Annotated in this window: 11 protein-coding genes; 4 read left to right on the forward strand and 7 right to left on the reverse strand. The window is 60.4% G+C overall.

Annotation, left to right across the window (positions count from 1 at the left end):
- Positions 1–2 precede the first annotated feature (2 nt).
- The 4 genes from RIF85_RS05240 to RIF85_RS05255 form a co-directional block, all read right to left on the reverse strand.
- Positions 3–839: a carbohydrate ABC transporter permease gene (locus tag RIF85_RS05240; RefSeq protein ID WP_309070858.1), complete on the reverse strand. Its 837-nt coding sequence runs from the start codon at positions 837–839 to the stop codon at positions 3–5.
- A complete protein-coding gene (locus tag RIF85_RS05245; protein ID WP_309070859.1) occupies positions 836–1,783 on the reverse strand; it encodes a sugar ABC transporter permease in 948 nt (315 codons plus the stop codon). Before RIF85_RS05245 ends, RIF85_RS05240 begins: the two co-directional genes overlap by 4 nt.
- 65 nt (positions 1,784–1,848) lie before the next feature.
- Positions 1,849–3,126, reverse strand: a complete 1,278-nt coding sequence (locus tag RIF85_RS05250) for a sugar ABC transporter substrate-binding protein (RefSeq protein WP_309070860.1) — start codon at positions 3,124–3,126, stop codon at positions 1,849–1,851.
- A gap of 99 nt (positions 3,127–3,225) precedes the next feature.
- Positions 3,226–4,716 carry a D-aminoacylase gene (locus RIF85_RS05255; protein ID WP_309070861.1) on the reverse strand — a complete coding sequence of 497 codons (1,491 nt, stop codon included), beginning with the start codon at positions 4,714–4,716 and terminating at the stop codon, positions 3,226–3,228.
- Between the two features lie 184 nt (positions 4,717–4,900).
- Here RIF85_RS05255 and RIF85_RS05260 point away from each other — a divergent pair, with 184 nt between their 5' ends.
- From RIF85_RS05260 to RIF85_RS05275, 4 genes are read left to right on the forward strand one after another with little or no spacing between them, the layout of a single operon-like run.
- Positions 4,901–5,635 (forward strand): IclR family transcriptional regulator, encoded by a 735-nt coding sequence (locus RIF85_RS05260; protein WP_309070862.1) that lies wholly within the window; start codon positions 4,901–4,903, stop codon positions 5,633–5,635.
- A gap of 17 nt (positions 5,636–5,652) precedes the next feature.
- Positions 5,653–6,780: an aminotransferase class V-fold PLP-dependent enzyme gene (locus tag RIF85_RS05265; protein ID WP_309070863.1), complete on the forward strand. Its 1,128-nt coding sequence runs from the start codon at positions 5,653–5,655 to the stop codon at positions 6,778–6,780.
- 53 nt (positions 6,781–6,833) lie between these two features.
- Positions 6,834–7,214 carry a Rid family hydrolase gene (locus tag RIF85_RS05270; RefSeq protein WP_309070864.1) on the forward strand — a complete coding sequence of 127 codons (381 nt, stop codon included), beginning with the start codon at positions 6,834–6,836 and terminating at the stop codon, positions 7,212–7,214.
- A gap of 20 nt (positions 7,215–7,234) precedes the next feature.
- Positions 7,235–8,302 (forward strand): Gfo/Idh/MocA family oxidoreductase, encoded by a 1,068-nt coding sequence (locus RIF85_RS05275; RefSeq protein ID WP_309070865.1) that lies wholly within the window; start codon positions 7,235–7,237, stop codon positions 8,300–8,302.
- Positions 8,303–8,878: 576 nt separating this feature from the next.
- Here RIF85_RS05275 and RIF85_RS05280 read toward each other — a convergent pair.
- Genes RIF85_RS05280 through RIF85_RS05290 form a run of 3 tightly spaced genes read right to left on the reverse strand, consistent with a single transcriptional unit; the run spans position 8,879 to position 11,133 of the window.
- Positions 8,879–9,529 carry a maleylpyruvate isomerase family mycothiol-dependent enzyme gene (locus tag RIF85_RS05280; protein WP_309070866.1) on the reverse strand — a complete coding sequence of 217 codons (651 nt, stop codon included), beginning with the start codon at positions 9,527–9,529 and terminating at the stop codon, positions 8,879–8,881.
- Between the two features lie 51 nt (positions 9,530–9,580).
- Complete coding sequence (locus RIF85_RS05285; RefSeq protein WP_309070867.1) at positions 9,581–10,849, reverse strand: MFS transporter; 1,269 nt, start codon at positions 10,847–10,849, stop codon at positions 9,581–9,583.
- Positions 10,846–11,133, reverse strand: a complete 288-nt coding sequence (locus tag RIF85_RS05290; RefSeq protein ID WP_309070868.1) for an FCD domain-containing protein — start codon at positions 11,131–11,133, stop codon at positions 10,846–10,848. Before RIF85_RS05290 ends, RIF85_RS05285 begins: the two co-directional genes overlap by 4 nt.
- Between the last annotated feature and the right edge of the window lie 146 nt (positions 11,134–11,279).

Raw genomic sequence — 11,279 nt, forward strand, 5'->3', positions numbered from 1 at the left:
AACTATCCCTTTACTGATCCGGCGGTTAGCCCGGAAACGATCTTGCGTTGCATGAGAAGGAAGAAAACAACAGCCGGGATGGTGAATACCAGGGCAGCGCTGAAAACGGTGTCCAGCGGCGTCGAGAATTCACCGATGAAGGAGGCAAGGCCTGTGGAGGCAACCCATGACGACCTGTCCTCGATGAAGGTGGTCGCAAACAGGTACTCATTCCAGCCATCGAAAAAGGTGATGACCGCGGCCGCCGCCATAGAGGGTGCAACCAACGGGACAACCATCACCTGGAGGATGCTCAGAGGGCTGCAGCCGTCGACCCTGGCGGATTCCTCGAGTTCATATGGAATGTTGTCGATCGCCGATTTGAGGATGAAAAGAGCTACCGGCATAGCGAATGCTGTGTTCACAAGGACGAGTCCGTGCAGCTGGTTGAGCAGGCCCAGCGCCGCGAACAACGAGTAGAGCGGCACAACCAGCAATGCTTCGGGAAGCATCTGCGTGGCGAAGAAAAGGAAACCCATGGGTCCTTTGCCGACGAACTTATAGCGGGACAGGGCATAGGCGCCCATCGTCGCCATCAGAAGGCTCAGGAGTGTTGTGCCGAACGCCACGAAGGCTGAGTTGGCCATCCAGCGAAGGAACGGGGTGTCAGTGGTGAGTACCGAGAATACCTGCAGGCTGCGGGAGAAATCAGGGACGAGATTCTGTCCCCCCTGGAACAAGACATCGGTTGGGGTCATCGCTGTGTTGATGATCCAGTAAAGGGGGAAACCTGCCAGGCAGGTCAGCAGCAACGCGAGCAGCGCCCGGATCCCTGTGCCCAGGCGACGACGACCGATCATGCGTTCGCTCCGTTCTGCTTGTTGGCGCGCAATTCGAGCACGAAGTAGATGGCTGTGACGATTAGTGACAGGACAAGCCCCAGCATGCCGATTGCGGCAGCCACGCCGAGCTGGCTGTTGTTGAATGCCTGCCGGTAAACGTCGATGACAATCGTCGTCGTCGCATCTACGGGACCACCGCCGGTGAGCAGCCAGATGATTTCGAACCGCCTGAATGACCAGATGGTCATCAACAAGCCGACGACGCGCAGGGTGGGCATCAGGAATGGTAAGACAACGAGCTTGAAGGTGCTGTAACTACCGGCTCCATCGACTCTTGTGGCCTCATAGAGGTCCTCCGGCACGGACTGCAGGGCGGCCAAAACCACGAGCATCACGAAGGGCGTGACCTTCCATACGGTGGCGACAACCACCGAGAACATGCCGTAATCCGGGTCTGTGAGCCATCCGCGCTCCCCTAGGCCCAAGGCGGTTGTGGCCGCGTTTGCTACGCCCGAGGAGTCGTTGTAAATCCAGCGAAACACCAGGACGACTGCCACTGTGGGCACAGCCCAGGGCATGACCATGACGGCCCGTGCCAACGTACGCCCGGGAAACTTGCGATTGATGACAAACGCTGAGATTGTTCCCAGGGTGAGGGACGCGACGACGGTGAAAGCTGTATAGACAAGCGTGGTGAGGACAGACTTGAAGAAAGCGCCACTGCCCAGTAGCCGCTCATAGTTCTCGAAGCCAATATAGGTACCGCCGGTCGGATTGAGGAGACGCGTGTCGGTGAAGCTCAGGTCTAGGCCCTTGAGCAGGGGAACGACAGCGAACAATACGAGGTAGAGCACGGCCAGCCCGATGAACAAGTAGGGCGTCCAGCTGAAGCGTCTGCGCTTGTTCCTGGGTGGCGGATCCGCGGTTGGAATACGGTCTCTGGTTGGGGCGTGGGTAGTCATCGATGAGTTCTCTCGATAGGGCAGGGTGTCCGGTCGGCACTCCCGGCGGACACCCTGCACAGAGGCTAGGGAGCCAGGTTCTCAGCTTGTTGCTGGGCTGCGTCCATGGCCTCTTGGGCGGAGATGCCTGTGGTCAGCATCCGCTCAACCTGAGTCAGGACGATGGTGCGGACCTGCGGGGTCTGCGTTTCAAAACCCGGGATGACGACTGACGACGAGTTATCGAGTTGCTCGTAGAACGCTTCGATCCAGGGGTTTGCCTCAACCAGTTCTGCGGGAGCCTCGACGTCTGTGGCGATGCCTGACGGGAACAAAGCCTCGACGAAGGTGGACTGCGCGTCAGCGGTCATCATCCATTTGATGAAGTCCTTGGCGAGCTCCTTGTTATCTGAATTCGCATTGATTCCGATAGCAAATCCGGCATAGGCGGAGCCGCCGCCCGGGAATGGCAGGGTTGAGGCAGAGACCTCTGAGGACTCGACACCGTCCCCTGAAACCATGGTGAGGAGAGCTGAAGAGTTGTCGATCACCATGCCGACCTCACCGGCTGCGAACTTGCTGCGGTAGGTAGAAGCGTCGTCGCCGACACCGAAGCCACCTGAGTTATAGGCATTGAGGTACGCATCCGCCGCGGCGACATTTTCCTCGCTGTTGATGGTGAGGTTTTCGCCGTCCGACCACGCACCACCGAACCCGTAGACCCAGTTGCTGTAGTCAGTCCACCAAGGTGCTTCTTCATTGAGCTGGTGACGGACGACGAAACCGGTCTTCCCTGTTTCATCTTGAATCGTTTTGGCCGCGCTGGCCAGTTCTTCTGCTGTGCCCGGAGGTTCGACGCCGGCCTCGGACATGATGGTGTCGTTGTAGAAAAGCGCGTATGGCACTGCCTCCCACACCAGACCCAGTTGTTCACCTTCGAACTGGTAGGTCTCATTCGACGGACGAAGTGCTTCTTCGCTCTCCGGGTCAAGGATTCCGTCAAGGGGTTCGAGCGCACCGGAGGCCGCAAGCTCCGGGAAGAACGGATCGGGGATGATCATGATGTCCGGGCCGCCTCCCGATCCAATCTGGGTGCTGACCGTCTTTTCGTAGTCGGCCCGGGTGATCTCCTGGGTCTCGATGGTGGCGGCAGGGTTGACAGTTTCGTACTGCTTCACAGCAGCCAGAATGTCCTCGCCCCGGCCGGGCTCCAGCCACTGCCAATTGGCAAAGGTGAGCGTTCCGCCTTCTTCCGCCGCCGGGCCGTCGTCCTGTGCTCCCCCGCCCCCGCCGCTACAGGCCGTGAGAGCCAGCGCAAACACTGCAAGCGACGCCGCGTTCTTCATTACTGATTTGTTTTTCACTAACGACTCCTGGTTGTGCACCTGTTGCAACACGTGTTGCGGTATATGCCATATTGTCAGTGCCGACGATTTTTGTAAATAGGGCTGGTCGTTCTGGCTCTAGCGGCGGCGGACTGCCCTCCCGGGCACAGCAGCAGTACGTGCACCGCGCTCGATTGTGGCTACGCCGTTGACGAACACGTGATGGACACCTTCCGGCGCGACTTTCGGACTGTCATAAGTGGCCAGCGACGCTATGCGTTCCGGATCAAAAACCACAAGATCCGCCCAATTGCCTTCCGCGACAACACCACGGTCCGTCAGGCCCAGACGCCGTGCAGGACGGGACGTGGCGTGAAGCACGGCTTCCTCGAGGGTGAGGACTCCGAGCTCGCGAACGTAGTGCCCGAGAAACCGGGGAAAAGTGCCCCATCCCCTGGGATGGGGCTTCTCACCCACCAAGATTCCGTCACTGCCGACGGTATGGGCTTTGTGGCGCATGACGGATCGGACATTTTCCTCATTGCCCACCTGCACCAGACACCCAGCACCGAATTTGTCAGCGAGAAGTAGATTTAGGAACGCATCTCCGGCAGGCACACCAGCTTCCGCTGCGAGTTCGTCAATCGTCTTCCCCACTGCATAGGCGTTTCGTGGGTTCTGCGTGGATGCGATGACGATGGTTTCCCAATCCATGGGGACGCCATGATGTCCATCCGACCCCTCGACTTCGATCTCGTGCAGAATCCGAACCCTCGCAGCCGGATCATTCAGCAGCCCAGTCAGTGCATCAGTGCCGCCTTCATGGACCCAGCTCGGCAACAGGGCAGCCAGGTACGTCGCGCCGGCCAGATAGGGGTAGGCGTCCAAGGTGATATCCAGACCGTCGGCCATCGCCCGATCTAGGGCGGAAAGGACCTCCGACGCGCGGCCCTTGTTTTGGGGAAAGTTGATGTGGCAATGCGCCAAGTGAAGCGGCACTTGGGCCCTGCGGGAAATCTCGATGCAGTCGACGTATCCCTCGACCACCTCAGCTCCGTAATTGCGGTGATGCGGGCAGTAGTACCCGCCAATCTGCCGCACTGCACCCAGTGCGTGAACGAGCTCCTCGTCTGATGCGTACATGCCGGGCGTATAGGTGAGACCGGTGGACATCCCCATGGCCCCATCCATCAGGCCCTCGGCGACCAACGCTCGAATCTGCTCCAGCTCGTCAACGGTCGCCGGACGGGCCTGGGTGCCCATGACGTTCATCCTGACAGTCCCGTGCGGAACCAGAACGGCGACATTCACGGCACAACCCTTATCAACCTCGGCAAGGTACTGTGCGATGCTGCGCCAGGCATAATCCAGGTCGGGTTTCCCATTCCATCCGGCTATCTGCTCCCGGGTCACCGCCATGACGTCATCACTTACCGGTGCGTACCCGAGCCCGTCCTGGCCCACAACTTCCAAAGTAATGCCCTGTGCCACCTTCGAGACATGCTCGGCATCTGAAAGGACAGCTAGGTCGGAATGCGCGTGCATATCGATGAAGCCCGGAGCCACGATCATTCCGGTGACATCCAGGTCTTCACCTTCGGCAGCGCTTCCCGGCTCCAGGATGCGCACGATTCTTCCGTCCTTAATCCAAACATCCGCGCGATAACGCGGCCCACCCAGGCCATCGATCACTGAACCGCCACGCAGTATCAAACCGGCCATGTTGCATCACTTCGCATTCTCGTTAATGTTGCATATGCTGCACATACGTGTGCAAAATTGTCAGAGCGCGATCAGTATATAAGGGGTCTACATGTCTCAGGCAGTCCAGAGGGCTATCGAAATTTTGGAGTTCCTGTCAGAAGGGCCCAGAAGTCTCAGCGAGACGGCGAGGCGTTTCGATGTCCATCGCTCTACGGTTCTTCGACAGCTCCAGACCTTCGAAGACGCCGGATTTGTGCTGCGCAGGGCAAATGGCCACTACAGCATCGGCCCCAAGGTCATCTCCATTGCGCAACAGGCTCTGGACGGGCTCGACCTGCCCGCAGTCGCGCATGATGAGCTTCGCAAACTGCAGGCTAAGACGGGGAACACCATCCACCTTGCGCAACTGGTGGAATCTACGGTCATGTACGTCGACAAAGTGGAAGGCCGGGACAGTGTGAGGATGTATTCGCGGATCGGCAAGACAGTCCTGCCGCACTGCACCGGCGTTGGTAAAGCCATTTTGAGCCAACTCCCCTCCACCCGCCGGGACACCATCCTCGCCAATGCAGAATGGACAGGGTTCACGCCCCAGACGATCACCTCCCGCCCGGCACTCGATGAGCAACTTGACCTGATCCGCTCCAGAGGCTGGGGTGTCGATGACGGCGAGTTCGAGGACTTTGTGAACTGCATCGCGGTGCCGGTCACCAACTCAAGCAGGAGCATTGTGGGCGCAATCTCGCTCACTTCCATAAAGGTTGTGGCCACACTGGATGATCTGATGACCCATCTCAACGACCTTCAGAGCACCGCCTCCAACATCTCCCGTCAACTAGGTTGATTCCTTCGAAAGGCACCATGGGCATCTATTCAGACCTCGGCGTACCACCTGTCATCAATGCCGCAACGACGTTCACCGCCCTCGGCGGGTCCCTTATGCCCGACGAAGTGCTGGACGCCATGCGTGATGCCGCCGGATCTTTCATCGATATGCACCAACTTCATCTCGCGGCCGGCAGACGCATTGCCGAACTGACAAGGAACGAAGCCGCCTATGTGACCTCAGGCTGTGCTGCTGCACTAGTGCTCGTCCTCTTGGGCATCCGCACCAAGGGCGACCCCAGCGTCCTGCGTGATTTTCCCGGCAGGGAGCATGCACCAAGCGAGGTGATCATGCATGCCGCGCACCGCATCCCCTACGATGCGGCCATAGCCCTGTCCGGAGTCACCGTGCGGCAGATCGGCAATATCCAACAAACGTTCGAATGGGAGCTGGAGGCGGCCATTACGAAAGAAACGGCAGCCGTGCTCTACGTCGCCGGTCCGCACCTGCCGCAGGTCGCGCTCCCGCTGCCCGAAGTGGTGCGCATAGCCAAATCCCGGGGAGTTCCGGTGATTGTCGACGCGGCCGCTCAACTTCCGCCGGTGGAGAATTTATGGCACTTCACGAGAGATCTAGGTGCTGACATTGCGGTCTTTTCGGGTGGCAAGGCCCTACGGGGTCCTCAGGCGAGCGGACTCATGGTCGGCAACCCGGACATCATCGAGGCCGCCCGGCAGAACGGCGCTCCCTTTCAGCGCTGGGCGCGTGCAATGAAGGCAGGCAAGGAAGAGATAGCTGGCCTGGTGGCCGCCGTCGAGCGCTTCGTGAATCTTGATCACGCGGCGTTGCACGAAGAGTGGCAGGCCACCGTCGATGCGTGGGCGCTGGCGCTTGCCGACCTTCCCGGCGCGATCCTCCAACCGGAATTGCTCAATGAGGCCGGTCAACCCGTCCCCCGCCTCTATGTCGGTATACCAGACAGCTCGCGGGCCTCGCGCGTACTAGCCGCTTTGGATGGTGCGGCGCCTCGGATAGCCGTACATCCAGATAAGCGCAACGGATCGGCATACGGCTTCTGGATCGGGCCGGACCTCCTTCAGGACGGCGAAGCCGCAATTGTGGAAGAGAAGGTACGGGAAGCCGTGCGTGGCAGCAGAGACTGACCGAAGTATCCGAGCACTTATCCGCATCAATCAAACTCAACAGGAGAATCATCGTGAGCAAGAAGGCAATCACCATTTCTAACGCTCCGGCACCGGCTGGACCTTACAACCAGGGAATCGTTGCAAATGGTTTCCTCTATACGGCGGGCTTCGGTCCGCAGAATCCGGCCACAGGCGAGGTGCCCGAAGGTGTTGCGGCGCAGACCCGTCAGGTCCTGCGAAACATCGAAGCAGTCCTCACCGAAGCCGGCGCCACCTTCGCCGACGTAGTCAAGGTCACCACGCACCTGCAGCACCTCAAACGGGACTTCGCAGAGTACAACGAGGCCTACATGGAGTTCTTCCCGACCCCATACCCCGTGCGAACGACCGTTGGGTCGGATCTCTACGACATTCTCGTAGAGATTGATGTCGTTGCCGCGCTTCCCTCCTGATTAGGTCCGGGGCATTGACAGTGAGCGCGAAACCGGCGGCCCGCACCGAGCCCCTACGGATCGGGATTATCGGCGCCGGCACCATGGGCCGCAAACACGCCGGCATCCTCGGTCGAAACGGATCGGCGACGCTCGTCGCTGTCGCCGATCCGGCAACAACTGCCCTTGCGGAGGAATACGGCGTCCCCTGTTTCGCCGAGCACCAGACGCTGCTTAGTTCGGAGAAACTGGATGCGGTGATCATCGCCAATCCGAACGGGTCCCACGTTGCGACGGCGCTGGATTGCCTGAGCGCCGGTGTGCCTGCGCTTCTTGAGAAACCGATTGCAATCTCCTACTCGGAAGCTGCAAAGCTGGTCAAGGCTGCTGACTCCGCAACCACTCCAATTCTGATGGGACACCATCGGCGGCACCATCCGGCGGTTGAAGCTGCACACGGCCTCATCGCCAGAGGAGAGCTTGGTGACATCGTGGCTGTCAGCGGCACCTGGCTCACCAAGAAACCGGACTCCTATTTTGACCAGGCCTGGCGCAGGATGCCCGGTGCCGGCGTCATGCTCATCAACCTGGTTCATGATCTGGACCTCTTCCGTCATCTCTGCGGAGAGATCATCTCTGTGCAGGCAAAGACGAGTAGCGCCGCCCGCAAGCTAGCGGTGGAGGACACCGCTAGCGTCATTGTGGAATTCGAAAGCGGCGCATTGGGCTCATTCATCATCTCCGACTCCGCAGTCGCACCGTGGGGCTGGGATCAGGTGACCGAAGACGATCCGGCCTTCCCCTTCAATCCCTCGCTGTCCTGCTACCGGATAGCCGGCACGCGCGCCGCACTCGAATTCCCTCAATTGGCAAAGTACTACTACCAAGGGATTTCGGACTGGAACCACCCGCTGTGCATGAGTTACCAGGCCACGGGCATGGGAGATTCATACTCTCGACAGCTTGAGCACTTCATCGAGGTGGTCCGCGGCAGTTCCCCTCCAGCCGTAAGCGTCATGGACGGGGCTCAGTCACTCGCGGTTGTGGAAGCGGTCAGAGAAGCGGCACTGACCGGCCGCACGGTTCAGGTTTCTGATATCACCGGCTAGTGCCGATGGGATGACCTTTCGGAGCGTCCGGCACCCGGAAGCAGTCGGGTCACCACACGTGGCCCCGGCGACACCGTGGCGAGCCGCCAGCGCGAGGCAACGGCTTCGGCTCCGGAGCGAGCAGCGACGTCTCATTCTGCCAGGGTCAGAGTACTCGGACGGATAGAAGGATGACGTCGATGGCAACCAGAAGCGTGTGTGCCCGGGTGTTTGCTCAAAAGGTGGGCAAGAATCCGGACCACCGTCCAACCGCGGCGCCGGCCCCGAACAGTGCAATATAGCCAACGTCCTTGGAGCTGACGGCTTCCAGCGTGGGTTCATCCACGCACGCCGCCGGCACGACGAACGACCCTGAGAGCCCCGGCCCAGGGCGGCATCCCGCTGAGCGACTCCCAGATCGGCCAACTCAAGGACATCTGCTCGAAGACCGAGGCGGCGTTCCTCCTCTAGCGGGTAGATGAACCACGTTCCCCAGGTGCTGACGATGAGATGGCGTGTCGCAGCGCAACACGCCGCGGAATGGCTCCGAATGCGGCAGAACCCGGGGGATCCGGCCCGGCGACATAATGACGTACTTCAGCTTGGGCGAGTACTGATTCGCGAACGCAAGACCGGCACACCCGGGCCGTCCAGCGCGTCGAGGTAAGCTGACCGGCCAGCCATCGCCATGACGAGGGCCAGTGTGGACCCGGTGACCAGGCTTCCCGCCCCCTCAGTAAAGGGTCCGTCGTCGGATTTCAACCTCAGGCCCCTGACAAGCGTTCGGCTGTTGACGGCGAAGTTCCGACTCGCGAAGAACGCTGCCACTGGGGTCAGCGCCTCAACGCGAGGTTCCCGGGTGAGCCCGAGCGGCTGGCGGATGTCCTGTGCGTGCACAACCACCTCGCCCAGGAACGCTGCGATGTCAGAAGTCGGTGCGATACGGCTGTCGATGACGGCGCGGAACCGGTTCAGCGTTTCAGTGGGAGTGTCTCCCAGCTGCTCCTCCAGCCGGCGCTGGTTGTGTAGGTGGGGACGGAAGCCGGCACCGATCATGCTGCGTATCCACTGCCACTGCCCAAGGCTTGCTGCTGCCGTCAGGTGAGCGACCACTTGTTCCACATCCCATTCCCCGCACAACGTGAAATGGCACCATTGCTCGCGCGTCAGGCCGGCCAGGTCCTCAGCCAGGGCAACCCGCTCCGCGAGCATCAGCTCCCACAGTGAGTCGATCGACCTCTCGGTCATAGTGTCTCGTTCCTCCGTCCGTACGATCACCCCGATGCTGGGGATGAGGCCCTACTGCCTGACTGTTTTCTGCCAGCCGCTCAGAAGCAACACGGCGCAGGTGAACCATATGGCGCCGGCGGCGCCTAGAGGGGCGGCGATGAAGCCGGCAGCCAGGGGCATCACCACTTGCCCTGCCCTGTTCCCGGTCAGGCGCACTGCAAGGGCAGCACCTCTCCAAGCCGGCGGTACGGACATGGATACCAGCGTCATAGTAAGCGGTTGTCCCAGGCCGAGGCAGAACCCGCCGAGGACGAGCAACGAGGCTGCCAACCAGAACTGATCTATGAACAACGGCGGAAAGATCAGCGCGAGTCCCGAGCCGTACAAGCTGATCAACAGCAGTGCGCGCGAAGACAATAGCGTGGAAAGCCATGGGATCAAGACACGGGAAAGTATTGAAGCCATGGCTCTGATCGCCAGCATCAGACCCACTTCAGCTGGTGAGATACCTGCCCGTTCTCCGACCAGTGGCAGGAAGGCTGTCAGTATGTCGAGCATTGCGAGCAGCGCCAGAGATGCCAGCATGTGGGAGGGCACTCCCCGTACTTTCAAAACGCCGGTTAATGTGGCCGGAGTGACAGATCCGTCCGGATTGAGAAACTTCTGCTCCGTGGGAACTTCCTCCGGTGAACGTTCCTCGGCTGAGCCGCTCTTGCTGCCTGAATTGGTGTACCTGCTGCCCAGGCGACGGCGGAGCAGCATGAGCGGCGCCGCTATTGCTGATAGTGCTGCGCCGACCCAGAGCGCAGCAGCGATGTTTTCTTCGCGGTCCGCCGCGTCGACACCGATCTCGGTCCCTAGCAAAGTACCGCCGATAAGAGGGCCAACAAGTTGTCCTGCAGAGTACGCGGCCGTGAACCATCCGAATCCTGTGTTCAGTCGCCCCGGGGGTGAATAGCGGGCAACAGCTGTTTGTCCCGCGATGGTGAAGACGAGGTGGCCCAGACCAAGCACTGCACTGGCCACGGCTACCAGCGGTATGTTGGACGCCATCGCTAGCCCGGCACCCCCTAGGGCCAGTAGCCAGGCGCCGCTGGCAACGAGCCAGCGAAGGTCCGGAATCCGATCGCTGATGCGGCCGAACCACAACGCCGTAATGAGTGGGACCAGAGCGTACGCGGCTGTCACGAATCCGAGGATCGTCGGGTCTGCGCCCAGTGAGAGCAGTTTGTATGTAGTTACGGGCCGTATGACATTCAGTGCCGTCTGGGTGAAAAGTGCTCCTCCAACCAGTATCCAAAGCCACGTCCAGGACGTTCTGCGCGGGGCTGGTGTCACTTCGGGCCGGTCTGAGGCGCTATGGTTAGGGTTACGCTGCCAATCGCCCTCAGCGCTTCATCCCCTGCGCCCGTCACGTGGCAGAAGGCATGGTTACCGGCTGCCTCAGAATCGCTTCCAGCGATGAGCTCCACGAGGACTTCATGCTCGGCCAGGGTCGTAAGCCGTCGGTGTTCACTATTGTTGGGGAACACGTGGTACCCCTCCATCTGACTTGTTACCTGTTCATTCAGCCGGGCTGCCCAGGAGTTGGCCGCGATTCGCGCCACTTCAGCGTGAAGCATCTTGCCAGGCCTTCCTAATACTAGGAGGCCAGATACCGTCCGGGCCGATGGTTCAGCGCGAGGATGAGATTCAACATGACCACTCCGACGCCGGAGACAAGGGCGGTCATGGGCGGGACCACAAGCATCGATGCCAGCACGACGGC

It is taken from the genome of Arthrobacter sp. (assembly GCF_031179385.1).
In the GTDB taxonomy this organism is placed as follows: Bacteria; Actinomycetota; Actinomycetes; order Actinomycetales; family Micrococcaceae; genus Arthrobacter_D.

Bases quoted from the DNA above. Each gene is read 5' to 3' on its own strand.
- RIF85_RS05240 (WP_309070858.1), bottom strand. From the start codon at position 839: ATGATCGGTCGTCGTCGCCTGGGCACAGGGATCCGGGCGCTGCTCGCG.
- RIF85_RS05245 (WP_309070859.1), bottom strand. From the start codon at position 1,783: ATGACTACCCACGCCCCAACCAGAGACCGTATTCCAACCGCGGATCCG.
- RIF85_RS05260 (WP_309070862.1), top strand. From the start codon at position 4,901: ATGTCTCAGGCAGTCCAGAGGGCTATCGAAATTTTGGAGTTCCTGTCA.
- RIF85_RS05265 (WP_309070863.1), top strand. From the start codon at position 5,653: ATGGGCATCTATTCAGACCTCGGCGTACCACCTGTCATCAATGCCGCA.
- RIF85_RS05280 (WP_309070866.1), bottom strand. From the start codon at position 9,529: ATGACCGAGAGGTCGATCGACTCACTGTGGGAGCTGATGCTCGCGGAG.
- RIF85_RS05290 (WP_309070868.1), bottom strand. From the start codon at position 11,133: ATGCTTCACGCTGAAGTGGCGCGAATCGCGGCCAACTCCTGGGCAGCC.